This window comes from Comamonas sp. CMM02 (genome assembly GCF_014851485.1).
GTDB classification, from domain to species: domain Bacteria; phylum Pseudomonadota; class Gammaproteobacteria; order Burkholderiales; family Burkholderiaceae_C; genus Comamonas; species Comamonas avium.
Genome location: NZ_JACUZW010000003.1, coordinates 56,160 through 75,043 on the forward strand (window position 1 = coordinate 56,160; position 18,884 = coordinate 75,043).

The 18,884-nt window shown below is 53.8% G+C and carries 21 protein-coding genes; 17 read left to right on the forward strand and 4 right to left on the reverse strand.

Going from position 1 to position 18,884, the window contains the following annotated elements; all coding sequences use genetic code 11:
- The first annotated feature begins 33 nt into the window (after nt 1-33).
- The 8 genes from IB213_RS09760 (at nt 34) to IB213_RS09795 (ending at nt 10,167) form a co-directional block, all read left to right on the forward strand.
- Nucleotides 34-543, forward strand: a complete 510-nt coding sequence (locus IB213_RS09760) for a hypothetical protein (protein WP_192406143.1) — start codon at nt 34-36, stop codon at nt 541-543.
- A gap of 82 nt (nt 544-625) precedes the next feature.
- Nucleotides 626-1,822 (forward strand): hypothetical protein, encoded by a 1,197-nt coding sequence (locus tag IB213_RS09765; protein WP_192406144.1) that lies wholly within the window; start codon nt 626-628, stop codon nt 1,820-1,822.
- A 2-nt stretch (nt 1,823-1,824) separates the two neighbouring features.
- A complete protein-coding gene (locus tag IB213_RS09770) occupies nt 1,825-2,316 on the forward strand; it encodes a hypothetical protein (protein ID WP_192406145.1) in 492 nt (163 codons plus the stop codon).
- 15 nt (nt 2,317-2,331) lie between these two features.
- Nucleotides 2,332-2,766: a hypothetical protein gene (locus IB213_RS09775; RefSeq protein ID WP_192406146.1), complete on the forward strand. Its 435-nt coding sequence runs from the start codon at nt 2,332-2,334 to the stop codon at nt 2,764-2,766.
- 316 nt (nt 2,767-3,082) lie between these two features.
- Nucleotides 3,083-5,122, forward strand: coding sequence for a hypothetical protein (locus IB213_RS09780; RefSeq protein WP_192406147.1), 2,040 nt, complete (start codon nt 3,083-3,085; stop codon nt 5,120-5,122).
- Complete coding sequence (locus IB213_RS09785; RefSeq protein ID WP_192406148.1) at nt 5,119-7,191, forward strand: hypothetical protein; 2,073 nt, start codon at nt 5,119-5,121, stop codon at nt 7,189-7,191. Before IB213_RS09780 ends, IB213_RS09785 begins: the two co-directional genes overlap by 4 nt.
- Nucleotides 7,188-9,119 carry a hypothetical protein gene (locus IB213_RS09790; RefSeq protein ID WP_192406149.1) on the forward strand — a complete coding sequence of 644 codons (1,932 nt, stop codon included), beginning with the start codon at nt 7,188-7,190 and terminating at the stop codon, nt 9,117-9,119. The genes IB213_RS09785 and IB213_RS09790 overlap by 4 nt, the downstream gene beginning before the upstream one ends.
- Nucleotide 9,120: 1 nt before the next feature.
- On the forward strand, nt 9,121-10,167 hold the full coding sequence (locus IB213_RS09795) for a hypothetical protein (RefSeq protein ID WP_192406150.1): 1,047 nt from the start codon (nt 9,121-9,123) through the stop codon (nt 10,165-10,167).
- An 82-nt stretch (nt 10,168-10,249) separates the two neighbouring features.
- Here the strand turns inward: IB213_RS09795 and IB213_RS09800 are convergent, their stop codons facing one another.
- A complete protein-coding gene (locus tag IB213_RS09800) occupies nt 10,250-10,933 on the reverse strand; it encodes a Rha family transcriptional regulator (protein ID WP_192406151.1) in 684 nt (227 codons plus the stop codon).
- Nucleotides 10,934-11,337: 404 nt separating this feature from the next.
- Between IB213_RS09800 and IB213_RS09805 the strand changes: the two genes are divergently transcribed.
- From IB213_RS09805 to IB213_RS09825, 5 genes are all read left to right on the forward strand, one after another.
- Nucleotides 11,338-12,168, forward strand: coding sequence for a hypothetical protein (locus IB213_RS09805; protein ID WP_192406152.1), 831 nt, complete (start codon nt 11,338-11,340; stop codon nt 12,166-12,168).
- A gap of 61 nt (nt 12,169-12,229) precedes the next feature.
- Nucleotides 12,230-12,700, forward strand: a complete 471-nt coding sequence (locus IB213_RS09810; RefSeq protein WP_192406153.1) for a hypothetical protein — start codon at nt 12,230-12,232, stop codon at nt 12,698-12,700.
- Between the two features lie 368 nt (nt 12,701-13,068).
- Entirely contained in the window at nt 13,069-13,335 is a 267-nt protein-coding gene (locus IB213_RS09815; RefSeq protein ID WP_192406154.1) for a holin, read from the forward strand.
- The gene (locus IB213_RS09820) at nt 13,328-13,798 is read left to right on the forward strand and encodes a lysozyme (protein WP_192406155.1); all 471 of its coding nucleotides are present in this window, start codon (nt 13,328-13,330) and stop codon (nt 13,796-13,798) included. Before IB213_RS09815 ends, IB213_RS09820 begins: the two co-directional genes overlap by 8 nt.
- Nucleotides 13,795-14,268, forward strand: a complete 474-nt coding sequence (locus IB213_RS09825; protein ID WP_192406156.1) for a hypothetical protein — start codon at nt 13,795-13,797, stop codon at nt 14,266-14,268. Before IB213_RS09820 ends, IB213_RS09825 begins: the two co-directional genes overlap by 4 nt.
- Nucleotides 14,269-14,564: 296 nt before the next feature.
- Here the strand turns inward: IB213_RS09825 and IB213_RS09830 are convergent, their stop codons facing one another.
- The 3 genes from IB213_RS09830 to IB213_RS09840 form a co-directional block, all read right to left on the reverse strand.
- Complete coding sequence (locus tag IB213_RS09830; protein ID WP_192406157.1) at nt 14,565-15,485, reverse strand: hypothetical protein; 921 nt, start codon at nt 15,483-15,485, stop codon at nt 14,565-14,567.
- 339 nt (nt 15,486-15,824) lie between these two features.
- Nucleotides 15,825-16,298: a thermonuclease family protein gene (locus IB213_RS09835; protein ID WP_192406158.1), complete on the reverse strand. Its 474-nt coding sequence runs from the start codon at nt 16,296-16,298 to the stop codon at nt 15,825-15,827.
- 238 nt (nt 16,299-16,536) lie between these two features.
- Complete coding sequence (locus IB213_RS09840) at nt 16,537-17,160, reverse strand: tyrosine-type recombinase/integrase (protein ID WP_192406159.1); 624 nt, start codon at nt 17,158-17,160, stop codon at nt 16,537-16,539.
- Nucleotides 17,161-17,278: 118 nt separating this feature from the next.
- On the opposite strand from IB213_RS09840, the gene IB213_RS09845 reads away from it, so the two are divergent.
- The 4 genes from IB213_RS09845 (at nt 17,279) to IB213_RS09860 (ending at nt 18,837) form a co-directional block, all read left to right on the forward strand.
- On the forward strand, nt 17,279-17,539 hold the full coding sequence (locus IB213_RS09845; protein WP_192406160.1) for a hypothetical protein: 261 nt from the start codon (nt 17,279-17,281) through the stop codon (nt 17,537-17,539).
- Entirely contained in the window at nt 17,539-17,784 is a 246-nt protein-coding gene (locus IB213_RS09850) for a hypothetical protein (RefSeq protein ID WP_192406161.1), read from the forward strand. The genes IB213_RS09845 and IB213_RS09850 overlap by 1 nt, the downstream gene beginning before the upstream one ends.
- A gap of 72 nt (nt 17,785-17,856) precedes the next feature.
- Nucleotides 17,857-18,219, forward strand: coding sequence for a hypothetical protein (locus IB213_RS09855; RefSeq protein ID WP_192406162.1), 363 nt, complete (start codon nt 17,857-17,859; stop codon nt 18,217-18,219).
- A gap of 345 nt (nt 18,220-18,564) precedes the next feature.
- Complete coding sequence (locus IB213_RS09860; protein ID WP_192406163.1) at nt 18,565-18,837, forward strand: hypothetical protein; 273 nt, start codon at nt 18,565-18,567, stop codon at nt 18,835-18,837.
- The last annotated feature ends 47 nt before the right edge of the window (nt 18,838-18,884 follow it).

Here is an 18,884-nt window from a genome sequence, read left to right on the forward strand (position 1 = left end):
TTGAGATTTTTAAAAATCAAATGAAATATTTTTATGTTTGATCGTGTCCCTGTGCCTACCGATAATATTTATAAATTTTATGCACTATTTTCTCTGGTTGCATTAATATTCTGCATTTGGTTATTTTTTTCAAAACATGCAGAAACCAACGCAATTACTGTAAATGTCTATCCTGAAATTGCATTAATCAAAGCGTTGAAGGAGCCAACACCAGTTCAGTCTGCAAAATTAAAAATAATGGAGCAACAGATTGAGGTCGCTAAATCTGATAGAAGTTTTATCAATAAAGTTTTAGGTGCGGTTATTGGCGCATCTCTATTTTTGATGGTGTATGGTTTTTCACAGTGGCACAAAGAAATACAACCTCTCGTTGATGCTAGTAACAAGGCGCAGCTAGAAATCCTTCAACTTCAGATCGAGCAACTCAAGTTGGAGAACCAAAAGCTCGCGGAATCCTTGAATTCTGTCAAAGACGAGCAATCGGTGATTTCTCACCCAGAACCTAGTCTCTTGGTGCAGGTACTTAAGCTGCTCATCAAGTAGCCAAACCCTCTTTGGAGGGCTTTTTTTTTGCGCCCAGCATAGGGTGAGGCCAAAGCGCCATAGACGGGAACACTCCCTGTCTATGGCCAGCCCCAGCTCTAAAAAGTTCTCAACTTTCCTTGGCAAGAACGAACGCCTCTCTCGGTCTGATTTGCAGATCAAGGAGGGGCTGTATGTGGCTGACGCCAAGAATGTGGACATTGCGCTGCCCGGGCGTTTTATGGGGCGCAGAGGCTATGCCAAGGTGGTGCCGGGCACGAACATGCACTCGCTGTGGGTCTCTGGTACCGGGCGCGCGCTGGTGGTGTCTGCGGGGCAATTGTGTGCGTTGGATGTGCGCAGCAAGCAGTTGCATCCTTTGGATTTTGCGGTGCCACATTCGGCCACGCTCGCTTACACAGACTTGCCCGATGGAGACATTGCGGTAACTGACGGGCGCACGATGGCGCGCATCAAGCCCGATAACAGCGTGGCGGCCATGATTGCGCCAGCCCCATCACCCACGCCGGTAGCTACGGCGGATGTGGGCAACTTCTCTTATTTGTACTGCTTTGCCTATGTGGATGCACTGGGCGTAGTCGGGCTGTGTACCCAGCCACAGACCATTGTGGGTGGCACGGTGCAGTTTGATGTGCCAGTGCCACCGGCAGGACTGCGCACACAGATTTATGTGAGCCACCCCAATGGAGAGGTGATGTACCTGGATGCGCAGTCATCCGGAGGCGTGCACCACGTGGACGAATCACGGCTGGGCGGTGAGTGCCTGACGCTGCACAAGCAAGCCCTGATGCCAGGCAACGCGCTGGGCCTGCATGGTGGCCGGTTGTACGCGGTGCGCGGCCATGCCATTTATTACTCACAGCCTTACCACTTTGGCGTGATGGCCCCCAGCAACTTCATTGCGTTTGCCGCGCCTGTGACGGTGTTTGCGCCTATGCCGGGTGGCTGCTTTGGGGTGGCAGACAAGACGTACTGGCTGCAGGGGGGAGACCCGGCCACAGCTGAGTTGCTGGTGGTCAATGAGCACGTGGGCATTGCGCGGTCTCTGGCGCGCCTGCCAGATGGGCGGGCGGTGTGGGGATCGTCGCAAGGGATTGTGGTGGGCAACGGTGCGGGGGAGGTGGCCTCACTGACTGACGCAGTTGTGCCGGCTCAGCGCGTGTTGCCAGGCACTACGGGGGCCACGTTGCGTGTGGAACGCAACGGTGTCGATCAAATTATCAGCAAGCGCCAGCACCCCGGATACGGGCGCGCGGGCGTCACTATGGAAGCGGAGTAGATATGCACGGCAAACCCGGATTTATCTGGACCCTTGAGCACCTGTCCAAGGAAGGGGTTGTGACCGAGGTGCAGCACAACCTGATGCCCCTGGAGGGGTTGAACCACTGGATTGATGCCTTGCTGGGCAAGACACCCCAGCAGGCGCAGTGGCACATCGGTTTGTTCAGTGGCGACTACACGCCCGTGCCCGGCGATGCTGCGCAGACCTTCCCTGTGCAGGCCACAGAGTTCACGGGCTACGAAGGTGCTACGCGCCTGACCTTTGCCGCCTCAGCAGCTTCTGGCGGAGAGGCCAACAACCACGCGAAGGTGGCTGAATTTACCTTTACGACCCCGGGGACGATTTACGGGGGCTTTCTGGCTTCGGCTGCTGGGAAGGGGGCCACATCAGGGGTCTTGCTTTCTGCAGTGCGCTTTGCGGTGCCGAAACCCAAAGAGGTGGGCGACATCTTGCGGCTGAAGGTAGCGCTGGGTCTTGAGTCTGACGATTAATTAGGAGAAAACACCATGTGGAAAGCATCCCCCGGTCTGTGTGACCACGTAGCCCGAAACGGCTCTTATCTGAGCGCGCTCAATGGCCTGGTGCTGCGTATTTATGGTGGCGCCGAGCCTGCCAGCTCAGCGGGCAGTACGCAATCGAGCACGATGCTGTGCGAGATCAAGCCTGACGGCGCTGGCCTGAATTTTGAAGCGGGTGGCAGCCCTGGTGTGATTAGCAAGGAAGCTACGCAAGTTTGGAGCTCGCTGGAAGCAGCAGCAGGCACAGCGACGTTCTTTCGCCTGGAAGCTGTTGATGATGCGGGTGACGAAGACAGCACGGCCATTCGCATTCAAGGCTCAGTGGGTGCGGTCAGCGGCGACATGATTTTGTCGAACACGACGTTTGAGGTGGGATCGCCCCGCACGATCAAGCACTTCAACGTGGTGATCCCTTCGATTTAAGGATTGCACCATGAGCCCCCTCTACTCAAAGCAAGTCTTTCGCCTGGGCAAATTCGGCACAAATTGCAATTTGATAATGCAACAGTCACTGGACCAGATGGCGGCAACATTGAAGGCTTTTGGCTCCGTACCGGACCCTATAGCGATGAAGTTGAACACCTTGCCTCGATAGACGGGGAGCTTTTGTCAAAGTTTCCAATCCTGAGAGGGGTGGCTGATAGCGCAATGTTTGTGTCAGCTATGAATCTTCCGGGGGGGTATACAGGAATGTGTTACCCCATCGGGCGCATCACTTGGTCAATGCCACCGTCCTGATATGCAAGAACTCGAAGAAGATTTCTATGACGCTGGAGTGTTACTCGAGCTGCACTACGTTTCTCCAGACCCGGATGTGTTGGTACACATCGTCTTCAATAACTCGTACGAAACAGTCACCGTTTTTAAAGGACGCTTGACAGTTGGAAGCAATCGAGAGCTTGTAGTCCAAATTATTTGTGAGCCAAACTCTATAGCGGTTATTGCAGGGAAAGCTCGCGTGTTTGAGGGCGATCCTAACCTCCTGTTTCCATTTGGAAGCGGGCGCTACTGGATGCATTTAGTTGCCGAGGCTCCATACCCGTTTTCTAGGCCTTCGCAGGGTGCATGGGTGCCTTCAGAGAGTGGTTCCGGTTTCAATGCATGGAGTGACGAGACTGCACATATCCGGGAAATCCGGCTTTTCCATGCACAAGCTGCAGCGAACAACTTTTTCACGGGGTATGTGCTTGCCTATGAGCGCTTGATGACTCTGAAACCACCCGTACCTGAACCCGAGCCAGAACCGGGAGAAGGGGGTGATGGCAGCTCAGTCAGTGACGCCATTTATGCAGGCAACTTGCCATTCAACCTATCGGTGGCCCAGCCTGTTGCGCCGATTATGTGGATCAAAGTGCAGATTGCAGCGCGTGGGAATTACGAATTCACCACCGCTACGCCTGTGGTTGTCGATGATCCGTCGAGCCCGGATACCTTTCTGGCGCTGTACGCCAGCAATGGGGTGGTGATTGATACCAATGACGATGCTGACGCTGACTTTAGTGATTTCAGGTCGCGTATTGTGATGGAGGGGCTGGAGGCCGGTACCTATTTCGTGGCGATTACTGGTTACGGTGCTAGTGCCCGCGATGGCTTTGATATGGAGGTGGATGGCGATATGCCGGAGGATGTGAATTTCGCCGTGCTGGCTTATGTGCCACCGCCGCCGCCGCCACTGACGAAAATCACGCTTCCCTACCATCAAGAGTTCAAAGAAGAAAGTGCCCCAGTGCATTGGTACGAGGTGGAACTTGAGGCGGGGCTGTATGCGTTTGATACCTCTGCTTCGCTGTCGCCCACCCAAAACGATACTGCGCTGGGCCTGTTCAGAGAAAACGGGGATCTGTACGCCGAAGGCAATGCGCCTGGAAGTGGAGATTACCGCGACACCATTTTGATGGAACTGGATGCAGGCGTTTACCGCCTTGCGTTGAGTAGTTACGGTGTGAAATTTTCTAATGGCTTCAAGGCCAAATCGATCACCCCTCTCGCAGCTGGTGCTGTACTCAAGGTGTTTGCAGTGGTGCCTGGCACTGGCAGCGCCCATGACGACGCGCGCTGGATTAAAGAGCTGCCATTCCGTGAAGAATTCAACGAGCCCGCGCCGTATCCAGTGGTCTGGTATGAGGTGGAAGTGGGCTTTTCGGAAGACTACATTGGTTTCAATACAGCAGCCACACCTGACGAGCTGGCAGATACTTTCTTGGCGCTATTCGATTCAGAAGGGCAGTTGATTGCGCAAAACGACGATTCCAGCGGGCTGCGCGCCAAGATTGTTCGATCCAGCTTTTGGGGTAAGCATTATTTGGCCCTTGGTGGCGCAGGTTGTACGGCATCGGATGGGTTTCAAGTCACAACGGGCAACGGTGGCATACCGCAAGGCGCAGTGCTGGAAGTCAGCAGCTTTTATGCTGAGAAGCCGGTTGCTGTGCCAATTACGCAATTTCCGTATGTGGCCAGCTTCCCCGATGGTGGTGAGCCAGTGCATTGGTATCAGGTGGAGTACACGGGCTGGTACTCCACTGAATATCAATTCCATCCCGGCGATGGTGTGGCAGATGATCTGGGCTGGCGCGTAGCGATGTATTCGAATTCAGGCACTCTACTCAAAGAGAGTGGGTTGATTCGAGAGGGGTCGCTCAACGAATACATGTACCACGTAGTTAGCCGGGGCACGTATTTCATTGCGATATGCGGACAGGGTGCAACTTTTGGCCCTGCGTTTGAGGTCAATGCACCCAATCGCATTGAGCCGGGTGTAGAGGTGCGAGTCCGAGTATGAGCCTTTACCCTAAAGAGTTTGGAGCAAGGTCGCCCGTTGCACTGGCCAAGCTAAATACTGCAGTGGCCACCACGCCCGGTGTGCACAGCGTGTCGGTGTCGGTGCCGGGTGCGCGCGGCTTCAAGTCGGGGGCATTCCAACGCGTGGAGGTGCAGCCTTCAGAGTTTCAGTCCCCTGAAGGCGATGTGCTGTATGGTGTCTCCGGCCAGAGTGGGCCAGGTCAGAGCGCACTGGCCTATACGAGCACCAAGCTGACCAAGGGTAAAGGCTTTGCCACCCCACAAACCAAGCTGCAGCCGGGCGCGCAGTACTGGGTGAGCCACGCGCTGCGCGGTCTGTACACCGGTCGTAGTAATGTAGTGCGTACTGTTCGCTCCTATCAGGTGACCTACGACATTCCAGACGGTCTGGGGGCGGGGGGCATGACTGGCAGCATGACCGTGTCGATCACTGTCAACACCTATGGCAACACGCTGTGGATTGGGTCTGGTCCGCGCTACAAAGAAGAGCAGTTGAGCCCGCACCCCACACCCATGGGAGACGGTGGGCATATTGCTTATATTGATCTGTTTGCCACGCAGAACCCCAATGGGCCAGAGATGCAGCAGTATGAGGGCGCAGAAAAGCGCTCTTACTTTCCGCATGGCCTGATTTGGGTGAATCTGGTGTGCATGGGCGCAGATGGCCTGCAGCGTGTTGTCACTCTCAGACATGTGCCAGGCCAGCCCGATGCCTGGGGGCTGCCCAAGCATGCGTATGAGGCCGTCAGCGTGGCGGTACCCAAGGAGGCATTGCGCAAAGCGCAGCCGCTGGATGGGACAGTGCACCCATTTGCCCCGCCCGTGGTGGATGGCGCGGGCAGCTCCAACGTATGGGTGTCTGCCTTGACGGCGCTGGGTGGCGGGCGCGTGGGCTGCGTGGTGGGCGTTCACCCCTATGCACGGCGTTCCATGGAGGGCTACAACCCAGCTGAAATTGCACTGCACCTGGGTAAAGAGCACGACCGTATCCCAACGTGGGAGTCACGCATCGAGTTCAAGAACAGCAAAGGCGCGCTGTATTTTGCGGTGACCGAGGACTACGGCGCGACGTGGGCTTTCCAACCGCTCAAAGTGTTTGATACGCCGGTACCTGCGTGGGAGGGTTTTGCATCCAATGCAGGGCTGCCCGCTGACTATGTGACTGAGCAGCCCCTGCTGGGCCGTGCCCTGTATCGCGCCGAAGGGTTTGGCGGCTTTGATGAAGCCCAAGGGCGCTATGCGCGCTACGACCTGCTGTTTCTGGCGCCCGATCGTGCAGGTGCCTGGGACAGCAAAGTGGTGGCGCGCACCAACACGGCCACCCATATGTCGCACGCGTTCGCCATGTCTGCAGACATCTGGCTGCTGGTGCTGCCCATGCTGGATGACCGTTACTACAACAACCGGGTGCAGGACTATGTGCGATGGCGCTGTGTGGTGCTGCGCACGGACAACCGGGGCGGCACATGGCGAGAGGTGGGCACGCCGTTTTCTGACCTTGCCAGCGAGTTTCCACGCGACAACGACCGCGGCTATGCCGTTAAAGCGACGGTGCTGCGCGATGGGGCAGCCTTGGTGAAGTTTTACCGCGCCTTGCGCCGTGTGGGTGACCCACCTGCGGTGCGCGATCAGGTGCGCACGGTGCGCTTTGCCCTGACAACGGACTACGGGGCCACTTGGTCAGAGGTGCTGCCCACTGGCTTATCCAGTCTGGATGCCACCAAGCTGGGCAGTGTGATGGTTGTCAAAGCGATGCGCACCACCAGCGTGCTGGCCGTGACGGCATGGGACGAGGCCAGCCAAGCCTACTGGGTTTACACCTCCAAGAACGATGGCCTGACCTGGACGCAAGGGGCCAAGGTGGTGGATGGTGCATTCATGGCCATGGATGAGGTGGACACCGTTGATGGCACCAACGGTAGGAGCTCTCCGATGAATTTGACCTTCTTGACGCCACTGCTGGATGCGCAAGGGCGGCCAGCCAAAGTAAACGCAGGCGCGCCGTGGGCGCATGACGCCTCCAAGAAATTGCCAGTGGGGCCACTATGAATAACCAGCTTCTCAAAAACCAGAGCCGTTACCTGTACACAGAGTACGGCCAGATATATGCGCCTGCTGTCCCGGCGCGCCCTGGATATTGGCGGGTTACGAGCGCGCCTCAGTGGGTGTGGGTGCCCGTCAAAACGGTGTATGGCCGTCCGGTAATGGGCGCCTGGTCGATCGCGATGTATTGGTACGACCCTTATCAGCGCAAAAATATTGAGTGGTACAAGCTGGGGCCTGAGGGTCAACCTATCCATGTCCCCTACATAACCAGATACGTTGGCAGTCGTGAAGAAATTCAGATCCGTGCACCAGACAAACAAACGCAGGTTTGGGTGCCGCCCACGCCAGCTATCCCCGAGCAGCCATTCATCCCTGACAGGCATGTCTATGAGGACAACTCAGGCTGGGATGCGGGTGCCCGTGCTGTGCGTGCCGTTGCCCAGCATGGCGTCATTCACTGGAGCATGTCGACTACCGCCCGTGGTGTCGTTGTGGGGCTGGCGCGCACCCCGGCAGCGGGGGCGTACTGGCAGTATTTGGTGGGCGTGCGGGCCGAGGAAGGCGTTGCCAAGGTGGTGGTGGCGGGTGTCGATGTGGTCCACCTGGGGCGCTTTGCCAACACCACCAAGTTTCGGATTGCATACACACAAGCCGCGTTTGAGGTGTATGCCGATGATGCGCTGCGTCATTCGGTACCGGTACCCGGCGATGGTGCTGCGCCGCTGTTTGATGTGAGCTTGTACAGCGCAGGCGACTATATTTTTAACCCGGCCATCACGGCGCACCATATCGGGAGTCTGCAAGGGCAGTTTCAGTTGCTGCAAGGGATGGCTACTGACGAGCTGCTTGACGGGGTAGTTTTGCTCAACGTCCCTTACCTGCAGGGCAGTGCGCGGGGTGAGGGACAAGCCAACGACGCGGCCAGCGGCAGCTTGGGTCATCTACTTGGTTTGGCGACCGACTTGGACGAGCTGGCATTTACCTCAGGCCTGCTGCCCACATTGCAGGGGCAGGCCAGCGGCTACCGCGATTTACCTCCCCAAGAGGAACCATCCAACATCTATGCGGGGTTTGCACGCATCACGGCACTGGGTGCAGTGACAGACACCGGTGTGCAGCAGTTGGAAGCACCCTACTTGCAGGGGCTGGCCAGCGACGAGGCTGATGTGGCAGTGGCCTTTGGCTACCTGCCCGGCCTGAACCTGCTGATCGAAGAAGAAGACCCCAATGAGGATGAACTGTGGCAGCGGGTGAAGTGGCGTGGTCGCTTTCAACCGCATGGGGTGCAGGACATTGCGCTGGTTCAGCGTGTGCTTCAGCGCTGGGCCATGGCCCAGACCAATCTGAGTGCCGGCGATTGGGCTGAGCGCGCCAAGGTGCTGGCGGGGTGGGGGCTTTCTCAGATTAGCGGTGCTGTACTGCACGCGGTGGGCCGCCTGCCCAGCGGTGAGGGCAACCGGCTGCCTGCAGATGACGAAGGGGTGTCAGTGCTGACATGCCACGAAAGCGGCGGGTATGTGACGCAGTACACGGCCTACAACTTTCAAAGTTTTGCCACGATAGATGGGGCCTGCTACGGCGTGGCTGCTGACGGGGTGTATCTGCTGGTGGGGGACAGTGACGATGGCCGCGAGTGCGTGGCCAGCGTGGATTTGGGCACCAAAGATTTTGGCAGCAGCAATATGACAAGCCTGAGCGCGGCCTATGCCGGCATTGCCAGTGCGGCCCAAGCGGTGCTGACTGTGCAAACCCGCCAAGGTGCCTTTCAGTACCGCCAGCGTGCCAGCCACCCACGCCTGCAGCAGCAGCGCTTTGATGTGGGGCGCGGCATGCGCGACACCCATTACGAGCTGACCATTCAAGTCCCTGCCCATGGCTTGGAGCTGGCGGATCTGACCTTTGACATCAACAACAGCTCCAGAAAGATTTGATATGACTGAACCTGTTTTTAGCCCTGCCGAGCTAGTGACCAAGTCCTGGAACATGGGTATGGCGCGCAGCACAGAGATTTCTGCCCAGACGGCAGGCTACTTTGAACAGGCGCTGGGCCAGGCCGGGGTGGCCAGCCACATGGCGCCGGCGCAGCTGCACTTTGATGTGGAGGTGCCTGAACCGTTGGTGGAAATTCCACGTCTGGCGCAGGGCGCAAGCATTGAGCAGTTCAATGGCTGGTGGGATGGGATGATCGATAAGCTGGCGGATCAGTACGCACGCTATATCGATCGCTACTTTCCCAATGATTGCGCCTACCTGCAGCATGCGCAGCAGTGGCTGTGCGAGCAGATCACCAAGGGGGGCAGTGGCATCAACCCCGTTGTAGAGCGCCAGATATGGGCGCGCGACCGCGACCGCATCACCCAGGAGTACACAGCACAAGAGAGCGACATTCTGGCCAGTTTTGCGGCGCGGGGGTTCCCAATGCCACCCGGTGCAGCCATGGGCGCAGTGCAAAAAACGCGGGCCGAAGCTGCCGCCAAAATCTCCGGGGCATCCCGCGACCTGGCGATCAAGCAGATGGACATGGAAATTGAGAATGTGCGCTTTGCCATGGACAAGGCCATAGGCCTGTACGCCACCACCATGGACGCGGCGCGCGACTACATGGCCGCGCTAGCTGGCACATCGGGCAACGTAACCCAGTTGCTGCCCAGCGTGACCGATAGCCAATCGCGCTTGATTTCTGCCGCATCGGGCTTTTACCAAAGCCGCATTGCTGCACAGGAGCTGCGCTTGAAAGCAGCAATGCCCAATGGGGAGTGGCAGCAGCAAGCAGCCATGCGTAATCTGGATGCACAGACTGCAGCCTCGAGCAGCAAAGTTGCTGCAGCGGTTGAGGCGGCTAAAGCGCTGGCCAACCAGGCTGCAGCGATGCTCAACGCACTGCATGTCAGCTCTTCCACTTCGGCATCTGGCAGCCATGGCGTGAGCTACAGCTACAGCGGCGAAGTGACTGACGACGTGCCCCCGCACACCGTTTGACGCGGGCTGGCGCTGGAAATAAGCCATAAGCCCGCTGAGATATTTGAGCGGGCTTTTTTGCGCCTGCAGCCCAGCGTGCTGGCTACCTGAGCTGCAGGCTGCCTTGTGTGCCAGCCACCGTATTGCGCGCTGCCATGCGGCCCAAGCGTGTGGTGCAGGTGGATGCCAACTGCGTCAGCGTTTGCGCATCCACCATCATGCTGTCCTCGATTGCGCTGTGGAAGCGCTCAATCGGCATCACATAAGCATTGCGGCGGGCCACAGCGCCTTCGTCTGCAGTGGCGTCAAAGCGCAGCATGTAGCGGTTCAACTGCCAGTCTTGGCCCTGCATGACCGCATCAAACACCGACTGATAGACCTCTGCTGTCGCAGCCAGCGCGGCGCGGTGGGCGAGGGCGATTTGTTTGGGGTCGTAGGCAGGCTTTTGCAGCTCAGCCTCCATCCGGTTGAAGGCGTCGATATAGGCCAGCTTGAATGCCAGCGCCTTCTTGCCGGTGAAGCCCATCGCCAGTAGCGTGAAGCCGTCGCGGGTGAGGCGGTAGGCTGGGTCTTTGCGTGTTGCACCGCTTCCAATTTCCACCTCTATGACCATCTCCTCAAAATTGAGGGCATGGTCTGCATCCAGTTGTGCGCGCAGGTTGTTGATGTCGCGCATCACGTTGTAATGCTGCTTTCCAAAGTGGCTGGCCACATCGGTGCTTAGAGTGGTGGGTTTGCCGTCAACGACAGCGATGCTGGGCGCGAGAGCAAGAGTGGACTGCGACATGAGTGCTCCTTGTTGAGACTTTGAAGCCTCGCTGGAGCGTTCTTACGCGCCGCCAACGAGGTGGCCGGGAGGTTAAGAACCAGTAACAAGCCTGGCGGACTTCTTCCCCTTGCGGGTGTTGTATCCGTCGCCCTCCCGGCCATAAATCAACCGCATGCAGCAAGTGCAGGCGTGCAATGTCCAGGCGCAAAAAAACCGCTAGCTATCGGGTGCGGTTCTTCCGCTTGTTACAGGAGTTCTTACGCTCCATCTCTTTCGAGACCACTCAAGTATAACCAAAAAAAATCAATGACGCCAATTTTTAATTTTATAAATAGTCAAATTATAGTGGAGTTATTTGTTGGGTTTTTATAATGCGAAATCTATTAAAATGTATCTATACGTAATTTTCAAGGGCGAGGACTATGGATACTACTATTAATATTATTCACGAGGGGAGAAATGCTGATGAAGGTAAACTTGATTTATATGATAGTTCAGAGACACTAAATGGTTTTGCAAGATCAGTTAACTTAGTTGCTGAAGCTTTTGTTAATGATAATGTTATTAAAGAGCGGCAGGGGCAGAACAACGGATTTACTTCTGAATTTACTGGTGCTAAGCGCGGTTGTTTTGAATTAAGCTTTCTTCTTACATTTGAAGGAAAAGCAGTTGCCGAGCACGGCCATTCAGTAATACTGGATAGATTTTGGGATTATTTTTCAGTAGCATTTAATATGGCTGTAGGATTGGAATATTCTCCAAGAACAAAGTTTGTAAATAAAATATTTGAAGAAAAGCCATATGTTTTTGATCAGTTGGCTGAGCAGATTGAGGGGCCTTTAGTCAATGCGCATAGAACAATTAAAACATTGGAGGCTGATGTAATACGTGTTAATAGGCCCAGAGTTGGAGATAAAGTTGTATTTAACCGAGATACTTATCGTTATATAAGTGAAACTACTCGATCCACAGATGTTGAATCTTGGATTGGTAATGTTACGAAATATAATCTTCTAACTGGATACGGTAGATTTTATGTTGATGAAGAAGATCAGACCGTACCATTTTTGATTAAGGATTTCGGGGGGCTAAGAATTTCCTCGCACCAAGCTGCTGCAAGTTCAATGCAAGAAGCCTCTAAAGATATTACAGCTGGAAAAAGAATTTTTTCTGGCTATGCAATCAGAGACTTGCGTAGAAGAATAAAAAGAGTGGAAATTGTAGAAATTGGTGCTGCTGAATTCGATGAGTAAAGATTATATTTTTTGTAGCCCCTATATGCCCAGCTTCGGCTGGGTGGATGACTGCCTAACTATGGCCGAATGGTCTGCATCATGGCAAATAATAGGTATTGTTTTTAGTTTGGTTGTAGGTGTGATTACAGCCGGAAAAATTTTGTTTGATTTGCAGCAAATAAAGCAGAGTAAAATAAATGAAGAAATTTTAAATAGATCAAAATTTTTGTTGGAGTTGAACAGAAGAATATATGACGACGAAGAGTTAGCTTGCGTAATTGAAAAACTTGACAATGATGATCCTATACTAGCGAATTATGAATTCAGTAACAAATCTAGAAAGCTTTTAGCATTCTTTGAAGAGATACAATATCTAGTTGATGAAAAACTAATCAGAGAAAGTTCTGCGCATCATTTTTTTGGGTATTACGTTAAAAAATCCGATAGCAGCCCTGCGTTTTGGGCTTGTATTGAAAAAGACGAAGAGAATTGGGGACTTTATTTGAAATTTGTGAAAGCGCTAAACAGAAAAGAGGCTACAGCTAATTAGCTGAATAATTTCGAATTCAACATCTACAAATTGGCGCTTTCTCCAAATTAGTTATGTAGTTTGGTGTCCGCAGTGTCTGTTTTATGCATGAAGATCCTTGCTATCGCTTATGCACCACGCGCTAGTAGTTATCAAAACACAGCGCAAACGTACCTGAGGACGTGCCCGCACACACACCGTTTGACGCTGCTGCGGCCAAGGGTCGTTAATTCACCGTGAACTCCAGACACTTGCCTGCAAGAAGGCAAGCAACCCATAAACCGCCGCCTTCGGGCGGTTTTTTTGTGCCCAGCATAGGGCATAGGGGATTGCGATGCAGCCGCAACACTGGCGGCAACCCACAGGGCACCAGATAGGGACGCACCCCCATGAAAGTTGAAACAGCAATTGAAGCCGCGAACGCTGCAGCCGTTGGCAGCAAAACCACCTTGGCAGGTTCTGCGACTGCAGGCTTCGGCTGGGCCACATCCAGTGCGTTCTTTGGCTGGGTAGGCATCTTGATTGCTCTGCTGGGCCTGGCAGTGAACTTTTACTTTCGCCGCAAAGAACATGGCCTTCGTCTGCGTGACGATGCCCGCAGCGAAGAAGAGCACCAGGCGCGCATGCGGGCGATCAAAGGGGGCTGTGATGTTTAACAAAACCAGACTCATTGCCGCGATTGGTGTCAGTGCTGCCGCGCTTGTGGTGCCCTTGGTTGCCAAGTACGAGGGTACCGTGCTGCGCACCTACCGTGACCCCATTGGCATCATCACCGCCAGCACCGGCCACACCGGGCCAGAGCTGCGAATGGGTCAAACCTTCACGCGCCAGCAGTGCCAGGACATGCTCTATCAAGACCTGGTGCAGCACGCTGACGCGCTGGGCTGCATCACCCAGCCACTCACCGATGGCCAGCGCGCCGCCTTTCTCAGCTTTGCCTTCAACGTGGGGGAGGGCGCATTTTGCAAATCAACGCTGGTGCGCAAAGCCAATGCCGGCGATGTGCAGGGCGCGTGCGCAGAACTGAGCCGCTGGACCTATGCCGGCGGCAAGCAGCTGCCCGGCTTGGTGCAGCGCCGTGCGGCAGAGCGCCAGATGTGTGAAGGGGGCTTGGCATGAAAGCGCAAACCATTGCAGCCGCTGTGGGCGCGGCTTTGATCTTTGGCGCGGGCTGGGCGGCTAACGGCTGGCGGCTGGGCCAGGACATTGCACAGATTCAACTGACTCACACCCAGGAGCTGGCCGCACGCGATGCCGGCACTTTTGCGGTGGCCCAGGCCATCGATACCAAATACCAAGGGGCACTCAATGCATCCATTCAGGAACAAGCACGCCTTGCTGGCGCTGCTGCTGTTGCCACTCGCAATGCTGGCCGGTTGCGCGAGCAACTCAGTGAGGGCGACCGTCGAATTGCCACAGCTTCCGCCACCGCCGTCCGCGACTACGCCACAACCGCCAATCAGCTACTCGGACATTGCAGCCAACGATACACAGAGCTGGCTGCAAAAGCTGATGGACACGCCCTTGATGCAAGAGTCTGCAGAGCAGCATGGCCTGCAAACCTTTTAAACATGGAGAAGCTTCAATGAAATTCGGTGATGCCCTCAAAGAACTGGGCCTAGGCAAGCGCTTGCAACGCACTGGCTAGAACGAAAAGTTTTTTTCGCCTATCTTGTACTAGCCGCAAATTCCATAAGAGCTAGATTTAAAAAGTTCTGCTATATAAATCATTGCTTGCGACAGGCCGATGAGGAAGCTGTAGATTATAAATTTTTCACGGACACGCTGAATCGTCGCCAAAAGTACGACACCAAGCCTTTGCCAAGAAAATATGGTGGTAACTAATTGAGAAAATCGAACAAACGCTTCTGTCCATTGGCTTGTTTTAATTTCTACTTTTGAAAAGAAGTGTCCAGTTAAGTAGCGGAAATTTCACTTGGCCGCTTGTCTGTTTTTGTGTGGGAGCATAAATTGTGACGCCATCCTTGGTCACTTCTGTAAGCCCCACATAAACTAGCGTAGCTTGCTCTTCTGGGGAAGATGTGATGAGTGCTGATAGATACTCTGGCCAACGAAGCCGCTGCCGAATGTCCTTCTGGCGACGTGCGATGTGAGTCATAAGTTGAGGTGATTTCAGTAGCGAATTAAGAGAATCTGCTTGATCGATTGAAACTGAAATTGAGTAGCCAACAACTTGTGTGTCTCGTGCACTTGCAGAAAATCCAAACTGTTTAGAGAAAATGGCCTCGATAGGAGTGGTTAGGTTGACACCATCCTTTGTCGTAAATGACTCCTCATGGCGGAGTATCGTTTCTTCAAGAAAAACAGGCTCTAAGATTCGGAGCACTACCCCTGGATTAAGGGTGTCGAGCGAATACGAGACAAAAATTCTCTTGTCCTGGGAAGATGTATTTTTCTTCAATTGAATGGCAGAGAAAGCGCCTGACATTTCATAATCTAATTCTTCAAGGAGTTCGCGTTGAAATAGCTCGTGGTATTGAAAAGATAGGAGTAGTGTTTCAAGAGATTTCTTGCCAGTAGAGCGTAAAGTAAAAGGGATCGCACCAACAACAGGCGTACTGGTGGTCGCTAGTACCGGTGCTCCGATAAGTACGAAGTTGTCCTTTCTTGCCACCAGGGGAATATCTCCAATCCCGATTTCCCAGGCTGCTTTATCGAAGCTTCCGGACTCTCGTGCAATCTGCCGGGAAACATGTATTCCGTAATAGGTGATCCCCAATCCGAAAATTGTAATAATTAATGCTAATGACGTGAGGATGTAATTTTTACGATCATAGGGCGACATGGTGTTTGTATAGAAATTCGATTATGTGGATAGAGTAGCTAGGAATTAAAATTTGTGAAAAATTAAAACTAAGCATCACTTGTTGAATTTAGTTGATAAAAACAGTGAATTTAAACCACAAGAGATGCAGTGAAAACAGGGGATTTGTCCTGAAGCAGAGTGAAGAAATTATTTCTCAAGGAAATTTGGAACGATTCTGGCATAAGAAATGATTACAGACTAAGCATCTCTTCAAGACTGATAACGAGAGTAGACGCTATTGTTTATTTGAGCATGCCTTGAGCAGACTGCTCACGGTCTAGAGCTTGACGACAGCTATTGGTTGTAGTCGTAGAACAACTACCTTTGCCCCTTGCGCCAATCCCATGGTGCTAATGGGTCTGTTTCGCGCCATAGTCCAGCCTTCCGCGCCATGGCCTCCAGCTCTGCAAACTCATACAAGCCGCGCTCTTGAGGTGATTGCTCTTTTGCGTAGGCCCGATACCACCAAGCCATGCCAGTCGTGATCATGGCCAAACCTGCATCCAGGGTGCGAGGGCCTTTGGGTGCTGAAGTTGGAGCAACCCACACACTGCAGACGTGGCGCTTGTAGCGGTCGATCTTGTTGCAACGCAGATCCGCTTCTTTCATGTAGGTCAGATCCGAGAGTGCTTCGCGTGCCCAGTTGCCGAAGGGCTGTTTTCGTTCAGGTGCATCAATGCCTTGCAGCCTGACTTTGACTTGTTCATATTGACCAGGTTGGCCACAGCGAGCGGTGAGGGTGTCACCGTCTGAGATGCCGACGACAAGGCAGAGAAGGGCTGTAGATAGCATTCAAGTGTTCCGCAAAGACTTTTCAAGCCATTGGAAAACAACGGCTTATGCGGCAGTTACAGGTAACGTTTGCGGAATAAATTATTCCGTAAACCATTGAATGTATTAGATATCTCGTTGGCCTTTTAATCCGTTGGTCGCGAGTTCGAATCTCGCAGGGCCCACCAAAGATTACAAGCGCTACAGCTATAAAAGCTGTAGCGCTTTTTTCGTTTTATTCCCGCCGTGGGAATATTCATCACTTCAAAGAAGCTCGTTTCGAGACTTTGGAACGGTCATAGACCCGTGCCGTGGTCGCTGCGTTTGCATGCAGCTCAGGCAGCGTTCCATGCTGCTCCTTGAACTGTGTGGTGTAGTAAGCGCGCAAGTCATGGAATGTGAACCGCCGCTCGATCACACCTTCTTTCAGGGCCGCGACCATGGCACGCTGCCAGCCGATGGCGAAACCCGATTTCGTCATCGGGTTGCCCTTTTGGTTGATAAACACATGCAAAGATGTGCTTGGCCTAGGCAGTGACAGCAATCGCGTCGCTAAGTTTTGCATTGCTGGGCTCATGATGATGTTCTCTACCTTCTTGGCATCTCCATGCTGCTTGGCACGATTGAGCCGGATAAATCCACCATCCTTATCTATTTGCCTTATCTGCAAGTCCAAGAACTCTGTTCGTCGAGATCCAGCAAGCGCAGCGAACTCTGCCATGAGGGCCAATGTGCGACTGGCCGGCCCAGAACGGAAGAGCCAATCCAGAAAGCTGCGTAAAACTTGTGGCTCTGGTGCTTCTGTTCTGGCTCGTTCTCTGTTCTTTTTCACCTGTTTGCAGGGGTTGGCATCAATTTCACCCCTCTCAATTGCAACGTTCATCAGGTTTGAAAGCAGCGCAACCTCTCTATTGGCACGTGTTGGTGCGTCTGCGCGCTCAACTCTCAGGTACCAGCAAGCCTTGCAGGCTGATTTGGCCGCACAAGGCAAGCAGCCACACATGGAGATGCAGACCATGGGGCTGAATGCAGGCATGGCGCGCGAGCAGATGCATCAGGACGGCGCCAATACTCGCGCGGCCATGGGTGAGCGCACAGCAGCGCAGCGTTTGGCAATGGATGGTCGGCGCTTGGCTGGTGAAGAAGAGACGCGCGGCTTTCAAGCCGCCAAGCGCAGCGGCTGGAGGACGCCCAAGAAGAATAGCTGCAGGCGCAGACGGATGAAGGGCGCGGAGTTGCGCACAAGCGACTGGCGGCGCTGATGGGTAAAAGCGAAGAACGCAACTTGAGCAACAACTTCATGAAGCGCAAAGTGCCAACGCTCGACAAAGAAGGCCTTGTGGTTGGTGAGCAAGAAGAACTTGTGGATTTGCGCACAGGGGCACCGTTGGGTGCGAGTGGCACAGGTAATGCCCCAGTGAAGGTGACTACACCTGAGCAACTGAATGCACTACCTGCTGGCTCTGTATATGTTGGGCCAGACGGTAAGCAGTATCAAAAGGGCTAGTGACGGCCTAGGCACTCTACCGTTTGGACGACGCCTTGCGCTACGATGCTGCCTGCTATTGGAGGTGACTTTATGTTCGACTGGCTACGCAAGTTGTTTCTTAATGCAAAGGTGCAAGGCGCTCTGCTAGAAAAATTAGAGCAGCAAGCGTACACAGCAAAGGCGCAGTTGAACGAATCTCTTAGTTTGGCTTGCAGCTCCACTAAGCCCGCGGCCAAGGTCTCGCACCTAGAGTTTGCGAAATCAAAATTTGCGGAGCTGAAAGCTATTGCCGCAGAGCATCCAAGGATGCGCCTAACAAACGAGACAGAAGTCGATGCTGCCATCAAGCAGTTGGAGCAAGATTTTTCTCGGGCGGGTTATTACGCTATTCGCAATCAGTCTGCATCAGTGCACGTAAGTCTCAGCCGAAAGGCTGAAGAGTTTTTACGATAAAGGAAGCGTGATGCTTAAATGAAAAAACCCTCTTTCGAGGGCTTTTTTGTTGGGTTACTTCCCTCGTGAATCCAAGCACTTTAGCCGCAACCTCTCCATAGCATCCGGTGGCATTGGTGCAGTCATCATGGAGTGGTAGTTCATGCACTCGGGCGTTTCTGCTGATGGCTGTGGCGCGCTGGTGCTGGTCGTGCAGCCAATCATTACTAGGCAGGTGAGCGCGACGGCAGTTTGAATGAAGTTCATACGGAAGTCTTTTGAAACAATGCTCTACGGGTGGGTTGATAGCTGAAATACTGTTCTGCTAGGATTTATTTTCCACAACCTTGCATCTAAGGAGCCGTCATGAGCAATGGGCAACTGGAAGAGCAGATGGACCGTGAAAACGATCAGAAAGTGGCGAACTTTCTGGGCATCACTTATGAAGAGTACATCTCTCTGGAGCCCAGTGTGGAGGAGATGGCTGGCGATGACGATCTCATTTATGGCTATCTGGTTTCCTTTGATGCGCCCATTCCTGTAGACATTGCCGCAAGAATTCGAGGCCTGGATGGTGGTGAAGTCACGCTGCCGCCGGCTTTTTTTGACGAAGGTGATCAAGAGTGGCCGCAAGGGTGACCCCATTGCAGTGATAGCAGGCCCTCTTTTGAGGGCTTTTCTTTTGC

Excerpts from the sequence above, each read along its gene's own strand:
- IB213_RS09760 (WP_192406143.1), top strand. The coding sequence starts at position 34 with ATGTTTGATCGTGTCCCTGTGCCTACCGATAATATTTATAAATTTTAT.
- IB213_RS09765 (WP_192406144.1), top strand. The coding sequence starts at position 626 with ATGGCCAGCCCCAGCTCTAAAAAGTTCTCAACTTTCCTTGGCAAGAAC.
- IB213_RS09770 (WP_192406145.1), top strand. The coding sequence starts at position 1,825 with ATGCACGGCAAACCCGGATTTATCTGGACCCTTGAGCACCTGTCCAAG.
- IB213_RS09775 (WP_192406146.1), top strand. The coding sequence starts at position 2,332 with ATGTGGAAAGCATCCCCCGGTCTGTGTGACCACGTAGCCCGAAACGGC.
- IB213_RS09780 (WP_192406147.1), top strand. The coding sequence starts at position 3,083 with ATGCAAGAACTCGAAGAAGATTTCTATGACGCTGGAGTGTTACTCGAG.
- IB213_RS09785 (WP_192406148.1), top strand. The coding sequence starts at position 5,119 with ATGAGCCTTTACCCTAAAGAGTTTGGAGCAAGGTCGCCCGTTGCACTG.
- IB213_RS09790 (WP_192406149.1), top strand. The coding sequence starts at position 7,188 with ATGAATAACCAGCTTCTCAAAAACCAGAGCCGTTACCTGTACACAGAG.
- IB213_RS09795 (WP_192406150.1), top strand. The coding sequence starts at position 9,121 with ATGACTGAACCTGTTTTTAGCCCTGCCGAGCTAGTGACCAAGTCCTGG.
- IB213_RS09800 (WP_192406151.1), bottom strand. The coding sequence starts at position 10,933 with ATGTCGCAGTCCACTCTTGCTCTCGCGCCCAGCATCGCTGTCGTTGAC.
- IB213_RS09805 (WP_192406152.1), top strand. The coding sequence starts at position 11,338 with ATGGATACTACTATTAATATTATTCACGAGGGGAGAAATGCTGATGAA.
- IB213_RS09810 (WP_192406153.1), top strand. The coding sequence starts at position 12,230 with ATGGCCGAATGGTCTGCATCATGGCAAATAATAGGTATTGTTTTTAGT.
- IB213_RS09815 (WP_192406154.1), top strand. The coding sequence starts at position 13,069 with ATGAAAGTTGAAACAGCAATTGAAGCCGCGAACGCTGCAGCCGTTGGC.
- IB213_RS09820 (WP_192406155.1), top strand. The coding sequence starts at position 13,328 with ATGTTTAACAAAACCAGACTCATTGCCGCGATTGGTGTCAGTGCTGCC.
- IB213_RS09825 (WP_192406156.1), top strand. The coding sequence starts at position 13,795 with ATGAAAGCGCAAACCATTGCAGCCGCTGTGGGCGCGGCTTTGATCTTT.
- IB213_RS09830 (WP_192406157.1), bottom strand. The coding sequence starts at position 15,485 with ATGTCGCCCTATGATCGTAAAAATTACATCCTCACGTCATTAGCATTA.
- IB213_RS09835 (WP_192406158.1), bottom strand. The coding sequence starts at position 16,298 with ATGCTATCTACAGCCCTTCTCTGCCTTGTCGTCGGCATCTCAGACGGT.
- IB213_RS09840 (WP_192406159.1), bottom strand. The coding sequence starts at position 17,160 with ATGAACGTTGCAATTGAGAGGGGTGAAATTGATGCCAACCCCTGCAAA.
- IB213_RS09845 (WP_192406160.1), top strand. The coding sequence starts at position 17,279 with ATGGAGATGCAGACCATGGGGCTGAATGCAGGCATGGCGCGCGAGCAG.
- IB213_RS09850 (WP_192406161.1), top strand. The coding sequence starts at position 17,539 with ATGGGTAAAAGCGAAGAACGCAACTTGAGCAACAACTTCATGAAGCGC.
- IB213_RS09855 (WP_192406162.1), top strand. The coding sequence starts at position 17,857 with ATGTTCGACTGGCTACGCAAGTTGTTTCTTAATGCAAAGGTGCAAGGC.
- IB213_RS09860 (WP_192406163.1), top strand. The coding sequence starts at position 18,565 with ATGAGCAATGGGCAACTGGAAGAGCAGATGGACCGTGAAAACGATCAG.